Annotated in this window: 13 protein-coding genes; 6 read left to right on the top strand and 7 right to left on the bottom strand. The window is 31.1% G+C overall.

Annotated features, from left to right (window positions below):
• From cbiB to ACKTTC_RS08110, 7 genes are all read right to left on the bottom strand, one after another.
• Window positions 1-930, bottom strand: a complete 930-nt coding sequence (gene cbiB, locus ACKTTC_RS08140) for an adenosylcobinamide-phosphate synthase CbiB (protein WP_408039311.1) — start codon at window positions 928-930, stop codon at window positions 1-3.
• Window positions 918-1,937 carry a pyridoxal phosphate-dependent aminotransferase gene (locus ACKTTC_RS08135; RefSeq protein ID WP_408039310.1) on the bottom strand — a complete coding sequence of 340 codons (1,020 nt, stop codon included), beginning with the start codon at window positions 1,935-1,937 and terminating at the stop codon, window positions 918-920. The genes cbiB and ACKTTC_RS08135 overlap by 13 nt, the downstream gene beginning before the upstream one ends.
• Window positions 1,938-1,943: 6 nt before the next feature.
• The gene (locus ACKTTC_RS08130) at window positions 1,944-3,416 is read right to left on the bottom strand and encodes a cobyric acid synthase (RefSeq protein WP_408039309.1); all 1,473 of its coding nucleotides are present in this window, start codon (window positions 3,414-3,416) and stop codon (window positions 1,944-1,946) included.
• 227 nt (window positions 3,417-3,643) lie between these two features.
• A complete protein-coding gene (locus tag ACKTTC_RS08125; protein WP_408039308.1) occupies window positions 3,644-5,947 on the bottom strand; it encodes a BspA family leucine-rich repeat surface protein in 2,304 nt (767 codons plus the stop codon).
• Between the two features lie 189 nt (window positions 5,948-6,136).
• A complete protein-coding gene (locus ACKTTC_RS08120; protein ID WP_408039307.1) occupies window positions 6,137-6,682 on the bottom strand; it encodes a hypothetical protein in 546 nt (181 codons plus the stop codon).
• 20 nt (window positions 6,683-6,702) lie between these two features.
• The gene (locus tag ACKTTC_RS08115; protein ID WP_408039306.1) at window positions 6,703-8,661 is read right to left on the bottom strand and encodes a T9SS type A sorting domain-containing protein; all 1,959 of its coding nucleotides are present in this window, start codon (window positions 8,659-8,661) and stop codon (window positions 6,703-6,705) included.
• A 79-nt stretch (window positions 8,662-8,740) separates the two neighbouring features.
• On the bottom strand, window positions 8,741-10,639 hold the full coding sequence (locus tag ACKTTC_RS08110; protein WP_408039305.1) for a fibronectin type III domain-containing protein: 1,899 nt from the start codon (window positions 10,637-10,639) through the stop codon (window positions 8,741-8,743).
• Between the two features lie 168 nt (window positions 10,640-10,807).
• On the opposite strand from ACKTTC_RS08110, the gene ACKTTC_RS08105 reads away from it, so the two are divergent.
• The 6 genes from ACKTTC_RS08105 to ACKTTC_RS08080 form a co-directional block, all read left to right on the top strand.
• Window positions 10,808-12,721 carry a tetratricopeptide repeat-containing sensor histidine kinase gene (locus ACKTTC_RS08105; protein WP_408039304.1) on the top strand — a complete coding sequence of 638 codons (1,914 nt, stop codon included), beginning with the start codon at window positions 10,808-10,810 and terminating at the stop codon, window positions 12,719-12,721.
• 4 nt (window positions 12,722-12,725) lie between these two features.
• Window positions 12,726-13,364, top strand: coding sequence for a response regulator (locus ACKTTC_RS08100; RefSeq protein WP_408039303.1), 639 nt, complete (start codon window positions 12,726-12,728; stop codon window positions 13,362-13,364).
• Between the two features lie 341 nt (window positions 13,365-13,705).
• Complete coding sequence (locus ACKTTC_RS08095) at window positions 13,706-16,762, top strand: sensor histidine kinase (RefSeq protein ID WP_408039302.1); 3,057 nt, start codon at window positions 13,706-13,708, stop codon at window positions 16,760-16,762.
• Window positions 16,763-16,808: 46 nt separating this feature from the next.
• Window positions 16,809-17,528 carry a LytR/AlgR family response regulator transcription factor gene (locus ACKTTC_RS08090; RefSeq protein WP_408039301.1) on the top strand — a complete coding sequence of 240 codons (720 nt, stop codon included), beginning with the start codon at window positions 16,809-16,811 and terminating at the stop codon, window positions 17,526-17,528.
• 512 nt (window positions 17,529-18,040) lie between these two features.
• Complete coding sequence (locus ACKTTC_RS08085) at window positions 18,041-18,622, top strand: hypothetical protein (RefSeq protein WP_408039300.1); 582 nt, start codon at window positions 18,041-18,043, stop codon at window positions 18,620-18,622.
• Between the two features lie 181 nt (window positions 18,623-18,803).
• The coding region (locus tag ACKTTC_RS08080; RefSeq protein ID WP_408039299.1) for a hypothetical protein at window positions 18,804-21,078 on the top strand (2,275 nt) is incomplete at its 3' end.

The following is a 21,078-nucleotide window of genomic DNA, read 5'->3' as shown; positions in this document are numbered from 1 at the left end:
TCACAAGCAAAAATAATAAAGCAAGCTACTTAGTACAAGAAAGAAAAATGTAGTAGCATGGTTTATTTTGGCAACGGTAGAAAAATGATCATTTGCTATTTGTCTATTGTGTTCTCCAATAAAAGGTTTGTCTACCAATTTTCCATGGTAATAATTAGGACCTCCAAATCTACATTTCATAATATAAGCCAAAGCAGCTTCTGGATAACCAGCATTTGGACTTGTATGTTTTTTTCCTTCTTTAAATACGGTAGCTACATATTGAATTTTACCTGTAACAATAAGCATGATAATCGCTGTAATTCGTGCAGGAATATAATTAAAGACATCGTCTAGTTTAGCTGCAAATTTCCCAAAATAGAAATAACGATCGTTTTTATACCCAATCATAGAATCTAAGGTGTTTACCATTTTGTATAACATAGCTCCGGGTACGCCTAATATTGTATAAAAGAATAGTGGTGCAATAACGCCATCGCTTAAATTTTCTGATAAGGTTTCGAATACAGCTGTTTTTATTTGTTGTTCATTCAATTGAGAAGTATCTCTACCTACAATCCATGAAAGTCTTTTTCTACCTTGAACGATTCCTTTGGCAAGTTCATCAAATACAGCTTTACCTTCTTGTATCAAACTTTTATTAGCTAAGGCATAGAATACAAAAATACTTTGTACGATGATATAAAGAACTGGATACGGTTTTAAAAGTATTTGTATTAGATAAAAAAAAGTAAATGTACTTGTTGTGAGTACAATGGTTAACAAAGCTCCTTTTAAAAAGAGAGGTTTTACATTATTTAGTTTTCGTTCTCCAAAAGCAATTAAATTTCCAAACAATCGAATAGGGTGGGGAAGCCATCTAGGATCTCCTAAAAGCAAATCGAGGAGATAGCCAATAATTAACGGGAGCAAGAACATTAGTTTTTCCATTCACGTAAGGCTTTAATCAACAAGTTATTCTTTTGTGGAGTTTGACTAGCAATTCGAATATAATGCTCATCTAGAGTTCTAAAATTTGAAGCATCTCGTATTAATAATTGATGTGTCTGTACTAAATACGATTTTAATTCTGAGGCTTTTGGTTGAGATAAGCGAACTAAAAAATAGCTTGTATTTGTAGGAATTACTTCAAAACCATCTAAAGCATTTATTTCGTTTTGCAATGCTATTGCGTCTGAAAAATAGTTTTTGAAATCAGGTAAAAGATCGATGTAGTTTTGAAATATAAATTCACCTGCATGCAGCGCAATACTGTTTACATTCCAAGGCATTTTGTGTTGCATGAATTTAGAAATAATAGCACTATTACCAAGTATATACCCTAAGCGTAATCCAGGAATACAAAATAGTTTGGTCAATGATTTTACAAGAATAATATTTGAGTGTTTGAGAAGCAATTCTACACAAGAAATAGTACTGCTAGTAAAGTCTGTATAAGCTTCATCAATAATAAAATACGTGTTTGGATGTTTTGCAGCTATGGTTGCTATTTCATCACTAGTGTTTTCATAACCATCTGGATTATTAGGATTGCAGATAAACGCTAACTGCGTTGTAAATTGATGTTGAAGAATTGACTTTCTATGAATAAATTCTATTTGCAAATTATTAGCCATACAGGCTTGCTCATACTCGGAAAAGGAAGGTGTGCAAATAGTTACACTACTACCATGAAAAGTATTAGCAATTAGATAAAATGCTTCTGTAGCTCCATTGGTTACCAAGCAATTTTGAGTAGCCATTGCATGATGTTTCGCAATAAGTTCAGTAAGTATTTCACTACTAGGAGCAGGATAACTTTCTATAGTATCTAACTGTTCTTTTAGATATTGTTTCAGCTGATTATTGGCTCCTAAATTATATACATTGGAACTAAAGTTCGCTTTAAAAGTAATTCCGTTAAACTTATATTGATCGTCTCCGTGTCCGTAATCCATAACGATTTATAATGATGATTGCATTTGAGCAATGATATAATCCATATCTAAATTAGATACTAAATGTGCCGCTAGCTTGTCGTAGTTTTCCTCTTTGTATTTTTTATAGTCAAATGTTTCTGAAGTGTTTTCTATTGAAAAATTTTTAAGAAGATCATCGATTACAATACTATTATCAAAGATTCCATGAATATAAGTTCCCCAGCAATGTTCATCCATATAACCTTCTGGAGTATTATTAATAGTATTTAATTTTTGTTGATGTTCAAAAGAAGTTATTCCCATATGAATTTCATAACCTGTACATGTTTCTTCGTATGCTTTGAATGTGAAATTACATTGTGAGGTAGTCTTTTCAGCAGCCATTGTAGTATGTGCAGGAATAATGCCCAAACCAGGAATAGTGTGGATATCATTTTCCACATGATGCGGATCAGAAATAGACTGACCTAACATTTGAAAACCGCCACAAATACCAATTACTTTTTTCTTTTGTTCGTAAGCGTTTAATATTTCTTGAGCGAGCTCAGCATTTCTTAAAAACTGCATGTCGGCAATGGTGTTCTTACTACCAGGAATGATAATGATATCAGCTTTTTTAAGATCTTCTTTAGAGCGAGTGTAAAATAAATGAACTCTTTCATCTTTTTCTAATCGGTTAAAATCAGTAAAATTTGAGATAAAAGGTAGTAATACAACAGCAATATTAATCTTACCAGTTGTTATAGCTTTGTTCTTCGTATCTAAAGCTAAGGAATCTTCTTCTTCAATATAAATATCTTTAGCAAAAGGAATGACTCCTAATACAGGGACATTCGTAAGATCTTCGATCATTTTTTTTCCTTCTTCAAATAACGAAATGTCGCCTCTAAATTTGTTAATGATAATGCCTTTAATGAGTTTTCTTTCATCTTCATCTAATAAAGCAATACTACCGTACACACTTGCAAAAACGCCGCCGCGATCTATATCTGCAACCAAATATACAGCTGCATTGGCATATTGCGCCATACGCATATTAACAATATCTCTGTGTTTTAAATTTAGTTCGCTAATACTACCGGCACCTTCTAATACAATTGGACTGTATTGTGCTTGTAGTTTGGTAAAAGCTTTTTTGACTTCCTTAAAAAGTTCCTGCTTGTTATTTCCTAAAAAGTAGGAGCGAGCAGTTTGATCGCCAATAGGTTTTCCATGTAAAATGACTTGCGATTTATTAGCTCCTGAAGGTTTTAGCAAAACAGGATTCATTTCTGTAGTACACGAAATACCTGCTGCTTCCGCTTGTACCGCTTGTGCACGTCCAATTTCTAAACCATCTTTAGTAACAAAGCTATTTAAAGACATGTTTTGCGCTTTAAAAGGAGCAGGAGTATATCCTTTTTGTTTTAAAATGCGACAAATACCTGTAACTAATATGCTTTTACCCACATCTGAACCTGTACCTACCAACATTATTGGACGTAAATTTTTGGTCATTTTAATTTCAAATAAAAATGCTAAAATAACAAACATTCCTAATGAAAAGCTTTCTAATCAGAAAGAAGGTTATCCTAATAAGTTGTATCTATATTTTAATATGATATATCTTTTTAGAGAAGACTGAAAGAAAAATAATAATGATCCTTTTTAAATAAAAAACACCGAGATAAAAACCTCGATGTTTTATTATGTGTATTAAAACGTATATATATTAATACTGATTCTTATGGAGTACAATTGGTAAAATTTGGACGATTGCTATTAACAAGTGCAGAATAAGAGTTAGTAAAATGGGCGCATTGAGTTACATTAGCTACATCCCATCCTGTTAAATCTTGATTAAAAGTTGAGTTATCTGCAAACATATAGCGCATATTTGTTACATTACTCACATCCCAACTACCAATATCTTGATTAAAAGCTGAATTATTTGCAAACATATATGACATGATAATAACATTACTTACATTCCATCCACTAATATCTTGATTAAAGGCAAGAGCAGCTTCAAACATTCTATCCATATTTACGACTTTATCCACTTTCCAGTTCCCAATATCTTGGTTAAAGGCTTCTGCATGACGGAACATAAATCGCATACTTGTTACATTACTTATAGTCCATCTACTTAAATCTTGGTTAAAAGCTATTGCATTTTGAAACATACCTGCCATACTTGTAACTTTCTCTGTCTCCCAATTCCCTATATTTTGATTGAACTTACGAGCGCCGGCGAACATAAATGACATGTTTGTAACATTACTTACATTCCATCCACTAATATCTTGATTAAAGGCAAGAGCAGCCCCAAACATAGATTCCATATTGGTAACATTACTCACATTCCAACCACTAATATCTTGATTAAAAACCTCTGCACCGGAGAACATAAGAACCATATTTGTTACATTACCTACCTTCCAGTCTCCTATATTTTGATTAAAAGCATTAGCACCACGAAACATACCTGACATATCAGTAACGTTATCTACTTCCCAGTTACTAATATCTTGATTAAAAGTAGTAGCACCACGAAACATACTTGACATGTCAGTAACGTTATTTACCTTCCAACTGCTAATGTCTTGATTAAAAGCAGTTGCTCCTGTAAACATAGCACCCATGTTTGTTACATTATCTACATTCCAACTATTAATATTTTGATTGAAAGCCTCAGCTGATTCAAACATCCCTCTCATGTTTGTTACATTATCTACTTTCCAATTTCCGATATCTTGATTGAAAGCCTTTGCTAAAGTAAACATCCCTCTCATGTCTGTAACATTATTTACCTTCCAATTTCCGATATTTTGATTAAAAGAGGAAGCAAAATTAAACATTGATGCCATATTTGTAACATTGTTTACCTCCCAATTACTAATATCCTGATTAAAAGCAGCTGCTCCTGCAAACATTCTATCCATATTTTCAACATTACTCACATCCCAGTTACTAATATCTTGATTGAAAGATATTGCACTTTGAAACATTCCAGTCATATCAGTAACATTAGATAAATCTGGCGCATCGGTAGCTAATTCTTTCATATTTATACAATTCTTAAAAGCAAATCTCATGCTTTGCCAAGTAATTTTTCCCCATTGGTCAATAGATTTAAGTTTTTTTCTATTTTCTTGAGAAGAAGCAAAAAAGCTTATTGCTGGAAACGTTCCGGTAATTGCTACTTTATAAGTACCTGCGTTAGCATATATATGTGTTGCATCACCAGATACACCAGTATCTATAGTACCGTCACCCCAATTAATGGTATAATTATAAGTAAATTCAGGTTGGTTCGCATTTGTATAGATTATGATTTCCTCATTAGCTGTAGTGGTTTCCCAGGTAGTAATAAAAGCGTCAGTTTCATCTACATCGGTTACATTTATAATAATAGAGGCTGTGCTAGAAAGCATACCATCGCTTACAGCTACTTCTAATGTATAACTTGTAGTAGTCTCATAGTCTAGTGCAGTTAATACTTGTAATTCACCATTAGAAGCTATACTAAATTCAGTACTTTGTGTAGTTAAGCTATAAGTTAGTGCATCTCCTTCTGGATCTGTAGCTACAACTTGTCCAATAATTGCATTTGCAGCATTATTTTCGGCAATTTCAAATATTTGATTCGCAATTACTGGAGCCGTATTTTCGTTAACATCTACCACATTTATGGTGATTGTAGCTGAAGCTTCAGCTTCACCATCGCTTACTTTTACAGTAATAGAATGTGAAGTGGCTGTTTCAAAATCAAGACTTTTTCCTGAGGCTAAACTCAGTTTACCTGCATCAGTAATTTGAAATAAGTCATTGTCATTAGTACTAATACTAAAAGTAAGTTCTTCATTAGGATCGGCATCAGATGCTTGTATATTTCCTATCGTTTCTGTATCTGTTATTGCTTCCGATACATTAAATGATTGTGCCTCTATTACAGGCGCTGTATTTTGAATACTATCATCATCTTTTCCGCAAGAAATAGCAAAGACTATTAAACTTGCTAATACTATTTTTTTAAAGGTTCTCATTTTAGGAATTTAAAGTCATTTTATTCCGTAAATGTATAGTTGATAGTAAAATGATTTTTAGAGCAATTGCTGAAAAGCGGTTTTGAGTTGCTAAAATGATTTTTATGGACAATGCTATAGTAAATAGGAGGTTAGCACGCTTTTGAAAATAATGATTTTAGGATAATAATTGTATTTCTATTAAGTGAATTACCATAATAGAAACTGAAGTTCAAAACTAGTTAATTCTGATAGCGGTTTTATATGCACACCAGCTAGTTTAAGCTTGTCAAACTTTTCTTTAAGAAATGTATTGATAACACGAAAAGAACCATATTTCCAACGTAAATCGAAAATTGGCAATACTCCAACTTGTGTTTGATCAATGTCAAAAGTTTTGGCTGGATCAGTTCCTAATGTTTTGTTTTGAATATCAGGTACTTTGAGAACTAGGTTGTATCCTGTTTTTTTATGTCCGCTTTCATTTAGTACTAGTCTAACAGGTTTTATAACAATAGGAAGTTCTAGTGTTTTTAAAACTCCACATATTTTATCGGAATATACATTAAAACCGCCGCCACCAATAATATCGCTCCAAAGTTCAGGTTGTACTACAGTTATCTTATTGTCTTTATAAATAATAACATCTGGAACCCTAGTAGTTTGTTCATCTCGAAAAAAAGTACTGTCAATAGAATTGTATCCAGTGCGTTTTTCACACACTTTTTTATGTTGCCCTATAAAGTAGTATTCCATTATGAATAGAATTTAGCTTTTTAGTTTTTTATGATTTTAAATGTAGTGTTTATTTTTTTTGATTGAATTGTAACTAGATAAACTCCTTTAGAAATATCAGCCAATTCAAGGTTGATTGTTTTAGCTGCTAGATACTTTTTTTCAAAGATAGTTTCTCCTAAAATAGATTGTAAAGAGATGTTTACGTTTGCTACTTCTTGGTCTAATTTTATAGAAAATTGATCTTCAAAAGGATTAGGGAAAAAAGTTATTTGTTTGGTTATTTCATCTTGAGGCACATTTAATATTCCTTGATCGTTAGCAAGAATCCAATCCCATGTTCGTACAGAGTTAGATCTATGTTGCCAATTCCATAATCTAGGAACTATGGATATTGCTGCACAATCAGATGTAAATATTCCAGCCCTTAGTTTATCTAATCGAGCTTTCAATCGAACTTTATTAGAAGGATCAGTTTCGAAATAATAAGCAGTACCTAACACTAAAATAGCTTCAACATTGTGTGTACTTGTATACCAAGGATACCAATCGTCTGAACTGATGGTGTCTTCAGAAGCATATGCGCTTGCAAAATAAGTTAAATCCAACCCTTTTCTGTCATTCATACATGGATGAGAGCGACTATTTATGGAAGCGAAAGGTGTTTTAAAATCATAGTTGTTTGTAGTAGAATTATAAGACGTTGTGAAACCATATCGCTCAACGGCATTACCAAGTTGTCTGAGTATTTCTGGGATATCAGGATTATTGGTAATCCAATACGCGCTCCATAAGAAATCGGTAATATTTTCACTCATCCAAGGAGAAAAACCTCTGTCGTTTGTATTGGCAAGAGGAGCAGAAGAAACAGAATAATTCCCTTCATGAACTCCTACAGAATGTGTAAAAGCTCCACTTTTAGGTGTCCAATTATTAGAAATATCCCAGCTTTTAGAAGTTTGTTGCATATCTTTCAAGCTAGCAATGCGTTCATTCATATGGTTTAAAATTGTAGCATCGCCAGTAATTTCATAGCTAAATAATTCGGTCATACCTACAATTCCTGCAGCTCTTTCTGTAAAACCTTCTGTTTCTTTATCGTATGTGTCTCTGGTTCTGTACTGATTCCAACCTAAGTCTGCCTGTAAAGCCATATCTATAATAAGTTGGTTTGTCCATTGACTTTTATCTCCAATTAATCCAAGCAAAAGTTTTGCAGGTTGTGTATAAATATACTTTCCATCTGCGCAGGCTGTTGCACCCCATGTCCAACAACCATTTCCTCCTTGAGCAGCAGGAGTAGTTTCGTCTTTTCTTATGTGTTCAAAATAAAATTGTTTTGATAAAAAAGCTTCTTTTAAATATTTGACATTACCAGTGGTCATATACGCTTTTGCCATTGCAGTAGCCCTATCGAATAACCAGTTTCCATTACTAGAATTGGGGTAATCTAAAGATCCAGCCCAATCATCAAATTGTTTTTCTTTATATAGTTCAATTGCATCTGTATTAGATGGAGCAGAAATATAGGGAGGAACTAAATTACTTTCTGATAAATATACGATATCATGGAGTACAAAAATTCTAGGATAAGACATATTACTTTTATTTGCACCAGCTTGTACCCATCCATTATGATGAGGTAGCATAACTAAATCATTTGCCGTATTCCTACCATCATCAGTAATTGTTAAAGAAACATTACCTTTTGTCATGTCAACTCCTTGTAATTGTATAATAACAGAACGAATTGAATTATCTGACCACCAGGTTAATCCTTTTTCTATACTAATAGCTTGTTCAGTACTCCCAATTGTTACTTTAACATCGGTAAGATTTGTTAAAAGTCCTTTTTTAATAGGAAGCCCAAAGGTTACCAATTCATTATTAGTTGGAGTAATGTCAGTATCAGTAACCAACTCAACTGTTGTTTGTAGTTGAGCGATTACAAGAGTGCTTGTAAAATAAATCCAGAGGAATAAGATGTAAAATAAACGCATAAGGGGGATGTTTGATTAAACTTTGTATTAATTGAAACTTTATAAAGAAGCAACTGTTGTGAAAAAGGAAATTTGTTAGTTATTCAGAACAATTACCATTTAAAATCTCTTCAGGAGTAGGATTGTATTTATTTTCTTTAATAATTAATCTTCCACTGCTAGCTGAATCAAAACTATCTTTGATTCCACAAAAATTATCTAAAGAAGGATTATTGGAAAAGATCCAAAAAATATCAGCTTTCTTTTGAAGAAAAGATAAACCGTCAAGATTTTCTAATTTGTCATTATTACTTATAATGAGAGCTCCTGGTAGAAGGTTATCTACCATTTCACCTTCTAACGATTTTAAATTTGGATTACCATACCACCTAGCACTTAACCAATACTTTAAATCTGTTTTTAACAGGTTTTGATTAAAGAAAAAAACTGAAAAGCCAACTCTAGCTTGTAAAGAAACTTCTTCTAGTTTATTACAAGTACTAACTTGAAGAGCTATGATTTGTGTTACGTTTTCTAAGAAATCTAGATTACTTAATGCTGGAAGGTGTGAAAGCCTGACTTGTTCAATATTTCCTGTTAATGGAAGATCTATTTTAGTTAGTTTTTCATGCCCATAAAGTTCTTGGGCATTAGCCTCATAAGCATCAACTATAAAGTCATCATTTCTTATAGAAGTATTAGGAAGCTTTCCAATTGAAATAGCTAATAGATTGGTAAGTTTAGACATAATTATTCCCTCAACTTGATTATTGCCAAGTAGTTCTAATTCGCTCAATTCTTTTAATTCAGGAAAGTTAATACTTGTGATTTTAGGATTATCTTTAATGCTAATGAGTCTTCCATTTTCTAATAAAGGAAAGCTTACAGGACCTGTGAGTAAAGAGTTTTTTTCTATGGTTATATTTGCTTGAGAATTTATTCCTCGTAAGAATTTTAAATTACTAAAAGCATTAAGATGCGTTAGATTTGAACTTTCAGAAACTTGTATACCACCAATAATTTCAGTGTATTTTTTCTCGGCTATACTATCTGCTTCTTCCTGAGTTTTTATCATAAGATCTCCAACATAAAGGCGTGTTCTTTCATTTTCTTTAAAAGTTACATCGAAAGTTGTTCCTCTACCACTTAGATTACCATTGCTATCAATTATATTAAGTCGGAAATAATATTTTTTATCATTTTCTAAATTTGTAAAAGTATAAGAAGTATCACTAATTTCTTCTCCAATAAGTTGATAGTTAGATGGTGTTTCACTCATATAAATGTTATAGCTTACTGCATTATCTATTGGTGCCCAATCTATAATACGTTCAGTAGTGCCAGCAGTATTAAAACTCCATGTTTCACTTGCCTTTTCTGCAATTCCAGATCTAGCAACTACTTTCCATTGATAGGTTGCATTTGGAGACAATCCAGAAACTTCATAAACTGGTTGTGGAATATTTGTAGCAGTAGGAGTTTCAGGTAAAGTCTCTCCAAAATATACATCATATACTAAATCACCATCATCGTATTGTGCATTCCAAGTTAATTCAAATACATTTTCAAACTCAGTTAAAGTTGCTTCGTTTGCAGGTGCTGTTAGATTAATTGTAGGTAAGTTCCCCGTAGAGAAATTTCTAATTTCACTACTTGTTTTATGAACTCCATCTGTAACAATTACTTTCCACTGATACGCTTTTCCTAATTCTAAATTTTCGAGTAAGAAAGAGCTTTCTGTTAAGTTCGTTTTAAAAGGAGTAGCTTGTACTGTGTTACCAAAATATAAATCGTATAAAAGGTTATTGGTATCAGCATCATCTTGTCCTTTCCATTCTAATAAAACAGAAGTACTGCCAGGTTGCACTTTAAATTGGTCTATAGGACTTTCTAAAGTAATCGTAGGAGGTTCGTTTATAATTTCATCTTTATCGCAACTGTTAAAAATGATGAGTATTAGTAGAGAAATTATGTAACGTAATGTAGTCGATTTTTTCATTTTATTTTTTCTTTGGTTTTTATCCAAAATTAAGCTCAGTCTGAATTATAACACTCATTAGAAATGAGTATTTTTAAGTATAAAGAAGAAGAAAAGAGGAAATACATGGTAAATCGATGTGCCTAATTTGTACTTTTAAAGAGTATAATTTTATGAGATATGCTAACTATGCTAGAAAAATACTATAGAAGTTTCTTGTTTTTTGTTTTGATGTCTATTGTTACTTTTGGACAAGATAAAAACGAAGAAAAGTTATTAGATACGCTATATTATTTTGCAGTATATAATAAAGATAAAGAGTTTAAAGATTTAGCATATAAAGTACTACACAATAGTAAAAGTGAAACAACACGTATAAAATCGCTAACAACCCTAAGTTTTTATCATCAAAAAAAAGGGAACTACGATTCTGTTATTTATTATTCAAACAAAGCTTTAGAAATTCTTAAAAACAAAGAAGACACTCTTAGTTTAAAAAGAAAAAATAGAGAGTATCATACTTTGGGTGTAGTTAATAATAGTAAAGGTCTTCTAGAAAATGCTATTGAATGGCATATTAAAGGGATAAATACTTCAGAAAAAATTAAAGATAGTTTAATGTTGCTAAGTCATAAACAAGGATTAGCAGAAGTATATAGAAAAAGAAAAGAGTACCAAAAAGCATTAGCGTTGTATGAATTCTCCTTACAGCATGCTAAAGATCCAAATGTTATTATGAGATCCTATATAAACATTGGAGTATTATTGGCAGAGGAAAAAAAGATAAAAGAGTCAGAAATATACTTTAAAAAAGGATTGGCATTTGCCAAAGAATCTAAAGATCTTATAGCACAGGTAGTCATACTTATCAACTTAGCAGAAAACAATCACTATGAAAGTAAAAATTATAAAGAAGCAATTATCTATTATAAGAATGCAATTGAATTAACAAAAAAACATGATTTTAAATATTATCTCTCCGTAGCTGAATTAGGTTTGGCAAGAGTTTATGTAATTCAAGATAAATATAAAGAAGCTTCGAGAACATTAAAGTTACTTTTAAAATTAGCAAAAGAGGAACATTATTATAAGCTAGAGAAAGACATATACGATTCTTATGAAAAATTATATGTGAAGCAACAAAATTATAAAGAAGCATTTACAGTAAGTAGGAAAAGGCAATACCTATCAGATTCTATACAAGCAATTCAGAGAGATAAGGAAATTAAAGAGTTAGAAGTTAAATTTAATATGCAGCAAAAACAAAATGAAATTGCTTCTTTAAAAAAGGAAAATCAATACAAAGCAAAAGAACTTAAAACACAAGAAAAACTGAAATTTTTACAAGCAAGTTTTTTAAGTATCTTTTTGTTGTTGAGTATTATTTTAGCCATTGTTTTTTATCAAAAATGGAAAACTCAAAAGTTACATGCAATTAAACAGGAAGAGTTGAATACAGAAAAAGTACTTTCTATTTTAAAAGACCAAGATTTAAAAATTGTAAAAGCAAATTTACAAGGACAAGTAAAAGAACGAAAAGAAGTAGCAAAAGAGTTACATGATAATTTGGGGAATTCAATTGCTAGTATTAAACTGCAAGTAAACGCTGTTAAAAAAAGTAGCATGCAGTTAGAGTCGGTTATTCATCAATTAGATAATTTATATGATGTTGTAAGAAATTTTTCACATGATATTTTAGTAAAAAGATATGTAAAAGATAATTATGTAAAACAAATAAAAGATTACATTGAAGAAGTAGGGAAGGCAAGTAGAATTAAAACAGAGGTACATTTATATCCTGAAGAAGAAATTGATGCTTTAGATATAGAATTGCAATACGAGTTTTTTTCCATCATACAAGAGTTAGTTACGAACACTATAAAGCATGCAAATGCAAGCTTTATTAGTTTAGATATAAATGTATTAGAAGGAAGTATAAATATCATTTTTGAAGATAACGGAGATGGTTTTGAAATTAGCCAAAAACACAAAGGTATTGGCCTGACTAATTTAGAAGAACGAATAAGTTTTAGAAAAGGAAAAGTAAGTATAGATAGTTTATTAGGAAGAGGTACCATTATAAATATTGAAATACCGAATTAAGTATATGGAACAAATTCGATTATTAATTGCAGACGACCATGTGTTATTTCTAGAAGGAATAAAAAAGCTATTACAAACAAATCCTAAGTTTGAAGTTGTAGAAACTGTCACTAATGGTATAGCGTTGTTAGAAGCGTTAAAAAAGAAAACAGTAGACATTGTTATTCTAGATCTTAGTATGCCAGAAATGGATGGGATAGAAGCATGTAAACATATGAGAAACAAATTCCCAGATATTAAAATATTAATATTAAGTACTCATAGCCATTTACAATTAGTTGTTCGTTTAATTAAATACGGAGTTAGCGGATACTTGTTAAAGAATATTGTACAAGAAGAATTGTTTTTGGCTTTGGAGGAGATTTATAAAGGAAATACTTATTTCAGTAAAGAAATCCAAGAAAAAAAAGAAGATAACGATAGAAAAATACGCATACATAAAAACTCCATTACAGAATTAAGTAGGAGAGAAAAAGAAATCCTACTTTTAATAGTAGCAGAAAATACTACACAAGAAATTGCTGATAAAATTTTCATTAGCACTAATACTGTTAATACACATAGAAGAAACTTATTATCTAAACTTAATGTAAAAAACACTGCGGGTTTGGTAAAATATGCGTACGAAAACGGATTGGTTTAAGGAAAAATACATTCTTTAAATTGTAATCGTAAGAAGTGTAAGTTTAATATTTATTACGATATTCTTAATTTTTTTATGAAATCTAAGAATAATTTGTATTTTGCTTCCCAAGTTACCCCTCAATCTATTAATATGATAATAACTTCGATTCAATCTATTTCATTAGTATTTATAAAAATTGCCACATTACAGAAAAATAAAAATATAAAACCCTGCAAAATAATAGTCTAGAAAATAATTGCTAAAAGCACATTGAATATTTAAAGTTTTAAAACTTGAGGGAAGGGAGGTCGTTTTTATCCTCTTTGTTTTATAGTTCTGTTTCATAGAGGTTTTATTTTATGTTGTATTTAAATCGTAGTTGTTTACTTACTTTTCTTTTTATTTTAGTTAAAGTTACATCACAAACTCATCCTACTTATCAAATAGATGTTTCGTATAAAACTCGTAACTCTATACATAGTAATATTGTTTTAGATAAAAACGGGTATCATTGGTACGCTACAATAGATGCATTGGCTAGAAGTGATGGAGAAGAAAGAACAATAATACCATTAAAATTTACAGACAATAATGTAAAAGGTCTATACGAGTATAATGCAAAAAGAGGAATTACAGGAGTTAGAACGTATGAAGATAATTATGATAATTTAGGAATAGACGTATCTCAAAACCTTTACATGACTTCCCATAGAGGACTTTTTGTGATAGATTCTTTAGGGAGAAATGTTCAACTCATTCAATATAAACTACCAGAATCCGATAAAATAACTCCGTTAGCTTCTTTAATTGTAAATGAGAATGTTGTATATGTAGCAGATAAGTTGGGATATTTTTTTAAAGTTACTAATGGCAAACTAAAGTTATTAGGAAAAGTTAGCGAAGAATTTACTGCAGATGCTCGGTTAAAAATAAATGACTTAGGGCAAATAATATTGATATATCATAAATCTATTTATGTTTATAAGGATAATAAATTACAATTAGTAAAAAAGAATTGTTTTCCAAATTCGGAGAACATAATATCCTTACTAGGAATAAAGAATGTTCCTAATTTTTTTAAAGATAAAGGAAGCTACTATTTTAATGGAAGACCATATAAATACATTTACCTTCCGGAAATAGAAGAGTACTGTTTAGAAATTCCTTTTGATAAACTATTATTTAATAAAACACTAGATCCAAATTATAGAATTGCTTTTAATAGTGTAGAGCACCCAGGATTACTATTTGGAAAATTTTATTCAGATGAAAAAGGAAAAATTACCTTACGCCCGATTGAAGAAGTAAATAAATTTGAATATATAAATGACCTTACTTTTGATAAGAAAAAGAATGTTTTATGGTTGAACAAGCGAAATTCAATTATAAAAATTAAAATTCTAAAAAATAATTTTGTCTCGTACCTCAAAAATGCCCCTCGTAAAAATGTTTCCTGTAGAGCTATCCATCCTACTAAAGACGGAGGAATTTATGTAAATTCTTATTCAGGAATTTTTGAATTGAAAAAAGATAGCACGAAACTTATTGATGGAATGAGTATCTATACCATGATTAGAGAAAATGATTCTACATTTCTAGCAGTTACAGAAGGACAACGTGCAGCAAAATTCAATGAATTTCAAAAAACGATTTCTAAATTTCATATAAATCATTTGAACAGTATTGTTGAACAACGTGACTCCTTAACATATTGGATGGGAGGTAGACATGGAATTTCCATTTTCGATAAAAAACTAGGAAATACAATAGCACATAATAAATTAAATGATAAAGTTGATTTAACAAATTACTCAATCAATGATATACTACCATCAAAAAATAAAGAAATAGTATGGTTTGCAACAGATAGAGGTGCATTTAAATATAATTTAAAAACAAAAGAAGTAACTATTTATACAGTTGCTACAAAAGGAATTACAAGCAATATTGTTTTTGATGTTCACGAAAGTGATAATGGAACCATATGGTTAGCTACAGACCATGGTGTAAATAAAATATTAGCGAACGGAAAACTAGAAAAGCTCACGAAGAAAAATGGTTTATATAATGAAACTGTATATGCCATTTTAGAAACAAAAAATAATTTGTGGTTAAGCACTCATAATGGTATTTCTTATGTAAACCTCAAAACAAATAAAGTAAACTCCTTCTTTGTTTCAGAAGAACCAAATGATAATGAGTTTAATAAAAAATCGGCACTAAAACTCAACGATAGTATTCTATATTTTGGAAGTGTAAATGGACTTTATAAATTTAATGTGAATGAGATTTTAAAAAATGAATATTCCCAGCCCAAAATCTATACAAAAGAAATTATTTTTTTCGATGAAGAATCTAACAAAACAATCCAAAAATATGACCTATACAATAAGTTAGATCAAATAGAATTGGCTTATAACAACAACTCTTTTGAATTAAAAGTAGGCTTATCAGATTTTTTTAATCCAGAAAATAATCAATATCGCTATACAATTAACGGACTATCAAATCAGTGGATAGATAATCAAAATGCTACAACTATTAGAGTATATGGAATTCCTCCAGGAAACTATACATTAAAAGTAGTTGGAGTAAATGATTATGGAGAAACGTCTAAAAATGTTTTAACAATACCAATTAAAGTACATCAGATATTCTATAAAACCAGTCTATTTATTATTGTAACAATAATCGTAATACTCCTTGTAATCTTTTTATTAATATTCAATTATGTACATAAGAAAAAAGAACAAACCAAGGTTAAAGCAGGAATTCATGCCTTAAAGCTTAAACTATTGCGTTCACAATTAAATCCACATTTTATTTTCAATATCATAAACAATCTTCAGAGCGATTTGGTATTGAAAAACGAAGTAGATGCAAATGAGTATATCAATTCCTTTTCAAAACTACTGCGAATTACAATGGATATGATAGATTATGATACGCATACTTTAGAAAAAGAATTACAATACTTAAAGAGTTATATAAACCTTCAAAAATTAAGATTAGATAATAATTTAGAATATAAAATTAAAGTAGAACTGAAAGGAAGCAAAGCAGAAAACGTACTAATTCCATGTATGCTTTTACAGCCTATTGTAGAAAATGCCATAATACATGGTTTAGAACCAAAAGATAAAAATAGGATGCTTTTATTAAACTTCATAGTAACAGGAAATGAGTTAATAGTAGTGATAGAAGATAATGGGGTAGGAAGAAGTAAATCGAAAAATTCAACAGGTAAAAAAGATTATAAAGTTCATGCATTAGGAATGCTGGTTAATAAAATAACAACTATTAATCAAATGAATAATAAGAAAACAGTGCAAATGAAAACAATAGACTTAATAAACAATGGTGAAAAAGCAGGAACAAAAGTAGTTTTTATAATAACTACGAAACAAGAAAGATAAAAAAGAGCAGATCCAATAAAATATAATTAGATTTAATCCCCCTCGAATGAAAAAATATGATTCTATCATTATAGATGATGAACCTAAAAGTGTAAAGTTATTAGCTCATTTCTTAGATCAATATTGTCCAAATATAACTGTAACCAATACAGCCTATAGTTTTAAAGATGCTATTCAAATCATACAAAACAATACTCCAGAAATTGTTTTTATAGATATTTATTTAAAAGAGTTTTTGGCTTTTGATATCTTAGAAGCGACCAAGCATCTTAACTTTCATATTATTTTTATTTCTAGTTACGATAAATATGCTGTAGAAGCTATTAAGTATGGGCCAGTAGGGTATTTACTGAAACCTTTTTGTATTAAAGAATTAGTATTGTCTGTAAACAAAGCTATAGCAAAAATAGAATCTGAAGCAACGCTGAAAAAAGAAGAAATGGAGATTATAGCAATTGCTAATGGTGATAAAGTTAAAGTAATTAAAGATAAAGATATTATCTTCTGTGAATCTTCAGGAAACTACACATTATTTCATTTTAACGATGGATCAACTTTTTTAGCTGCAAAAAATATAGGGTTTTATGAAGAAATATTACCAAGCAATATGTTTTTTAGAATTCACCGAAGATATATTGTAAACCTTAGTTATATAGAAAGCTTATACAAAAAAGACGGTGGGTATTGTAAGCTAAAAAACGATATCACATTAACTATTTCTAGAAGAAAGCAAGAAAAACTACAAACTATTTTAAATTTAAAATAGAACATAACTGCCAACCGTACTGCGAGAAGCCTCTGAAATGAAACAGAATCGTCAGCCGTTCAGCAGGAAGCCTCTGAAATGAAACAGAATCGTCAGCCGTACAGCAGGAAGCCTCTGAAATAGAACAGAATCGTCAGCCGTACAGCGAGAAGCCTCTGAAATAGAACAGAACCGTCAGCCGTGCAGCGGGAAGCTTCTGAAGTAAAAACAGAGCTGCCAACCAGATTACAAAAAACTCTGTAAAAAATAAGCCATTAAGCACTTCACTTCAAAAAAGTAGTCCATTAACTATAAAATATAAACTAAAAGGAGCTCGATATAAGAAGTTTATACAAGAGCTTGTAAATCATTATGCTACCTCATTATGAAGCTTGAAAGACAGAAGAAACCTTTCATTTGTCTATAATAACCGTTTATTTACAAAAACAACCAGTAATGTATTTTTTTGCTTCTGCTACAAAATGTTGATCTACATTTAGGTAACAATAATTCAGAAGTCAAACCCCGATACTATGAAACAATTTCTACTATTCTTAGGGAAAGATAGAAAGCTGTCTTTTTTTAAACATCTCTACTCTAATAAACTTCATTTTTATGTATGTATTGCACTCTCGTTTGCAAACATATCAGTAAGAGGATTCAATAAAAAGATAAACAATACCCAAGCATCAGCAGAAATTGTAGACTATGTTGTAAGGAATGCAAACGATTTCACAGAAAGATCGGTACGACGAGTAACTACTATAACATCAGAACTTACTAAGATTTCAATAGACGGAATCAGTATAAACGAAAATATATCAGAAAATACCATTCATGGAAATGTAAATTATGGTATGTATAATCAAGGCCCAAATGGGGTAAACTACACACACAATTTTATATATAACAACGAGATCTCGGGGATTATAATCATTAGAGGAGGAACTAATGAATTACAGAACTTAGATGAAGACTTGGTATGGTTGTCTTCATTTACCAGTGTCGGGAGTGGGAATTACGAGGTGCAATTTACACTCCCTTCCTTCTGTAACAGTTGTGCTATAGAATTTTACACAAACAACATGGGAAATACCCCATTTGAAGGCCTTTAATATACTAGAGTTTTCACAGAATTAGTAAATACTGTATTTAAAAACACTAAGTGTAAAGGAACTACATTAAACGGTTAAGAATACCGCATTTATTAGAATAATTGAAAAGCATTCATTTTCTATATATCCCCTAAGAAAATAGAGTAGAACTTATAAGATTAACCTTAAAAACGTATTGTTTATGAACAAAAAATACTTTTTACTATTAATTGTATTTCTTACAGTTAATATATACCATTGTTTATCCCAATCTCCAGGAGGAGTCACTACGGATTTATCACTATGGTTAAAATCCAATAATGGAATTAGTCAAACAGATGGGCAAGCGGTTGATTCTTGGTCAGATCAATCAGGAAATGGAAATAATGCAAGCCAAGCAACTGCAGCAAGTCAACCCATATTAAATAGCAATACTATAAACTTTAATGCTGGTTTAAACTTTCAGAATGATTTTATGCTTTCTGCTACACCAAGTGTGTTAGGAATTCAAAACTCAGATTATGAAATATTTGCTATCTATAAATCAAATACGGTTCAAAGCGGAAATGTAGATTCAGAAATTCAATTCATCACATCAACAAATGATACGAATGCAGGGCATTTTGAAATGCTTGTGAACAACGGTACTTTTGGAGACCATGGTTTTGTTTTTTTACCACTCACTTCCCAAGTTATAGGACAAGGTGTTAATGGAGATTATACGAATCAAAACCCTTACCTGTTTTTTGGAGGGATAAATGCTGATGTAGGTAACACAGGAGTAAATGGATTAAATGTTCCTAAGATTACTCCAAGTGGTGTACGTTCTTCCAATAATGCTGCTTTACGAATAGGAAGTAGAAACTCTAATGGTGAATTTCCTTTAAATGGGGTCTTATCTGAGTTGATCATTTATAGTTCAAGTAATACAACAGTACAAAGAAATCAAATTCAATCCTACCTTTCATTAAAATACGGTATTACTTTAGATCAAACGTCAGCGACTGCTTATATAGCATCAGATGGCACTACGAAGATGTGGGATGAAACCCTTAATACATCGTACAACAACGATATTTTTGGTGTAGGAAGAGACGATAATTCAGGTTTGAATCAAAAAATAGCGAAATCAATTAATACAGGAGCTGTTTTTACGGTTGCTTTAGATAATGATTTTACAGTAGCAAATAACGATGCTACGAGAACAACTACTTTTAGTAGTGATTTACAGTTTTTAACCTTTGCCAATGATGGAGGAGCAACAACTACGCAAACAACAGAATTAAATACTACGGCATATAATATGCGTATTACCAGAGAATGGCAAGTGCAAAATGTAGGAAGTGTAGGTGCTGTAAATGTTAAGTTTGAAGGTTTTGGAGGATATGATGTACTTTCAGATACGGATGGAGATTTTTCTACGACAGGAGATCAAACTGTCTTAGGGAAATTAGATGCCAATGGAGAGTTAACTGGGGTTACATTTACGAATGGAGCGTATATAACGCTAGCTTTTTTAACTCCTTCTCCTGGAGGGGTGCTGGGAAGTTTAGAGTTTTGGGTAAAAGCAAATGGAGATGTCACTGTTTCAGGAGGATCGCCTACAGATTGGAATGATGAAACGAATAAACATACAGGAGAAATTGTTTCAGGAGGTGGAGCTGCTATGACATATACAAATGATGGACATAACTTTAATCCTTATGTAACTTTTAATGGTAATGGGCTTACGAGTGGGCAATTTTTTAATTATGGGGCAGATGTTTTTTTAAGCGGTGCCACCAGTGCTGAAGTTTTCTCAGTAGTAGAAGCAGGTGTAGGACACACTGTAGATGGAGGGTTTCCTTATCAATTTGCAGGAAATGCTGGAAGTTCAACTCAAGAATATGACTTTTCTAATGGACATATTTTTGATACATTTGGTGCTACTTTTCCAGGATTATCACATAATTGGAATCCACTAACACCTCCAATTGGTTCCGCTGTTGAGATTCAAGATCCTCATATCTATAACACCCATAGTGCAACCAATGATTGGGCAGCATCGTTTGATGGGGCATTAAATTATACTTCTACAACAAATACAACTAATTTTGCATCGAGACAATCTCCAGAAACTTTTGTTGGCGCAGCTGCTAGCTCAGTATTCAACGGAAATATTTCAGAAGTTATATTACATAATAATAAGCTTACAGATCAAGAGCGTCAACGTGTAAATTCATATTTATCATTAAAATATGGAATTACTTTAGATCAAACTTCTGCTACAGCCTATCTGGCATCAGATGGAACGACGAAAATGTGGGATGAAACGCTTAATACATCCTATAACAATGATATTTTTGGGATTGGTAGAGATGATAATTCAGCTTTGAATCAAAAAGTAGCAAAATCGATCAATGCGGGAGCTATTTTTACGGTTGCTTTAGATAATAATTTTATAGTAGCTAATAATGATGCTGCAAGAACAGCTACTT

This window comes from Tenacibaculum amylolyticum, assembly GCF_964511145.1.
Classification (GTDB): Bacteria; Bacteroidota; Bacteroidia; order Flavobacteriales; family Flavobacteriaceae; genus Polaribacter; species Polaribacter amylolyticum.
Note: the sequence above shows the minus strand (reverse complement) of the source record. Positions and strands in the feature narration are given on the sequence as shown.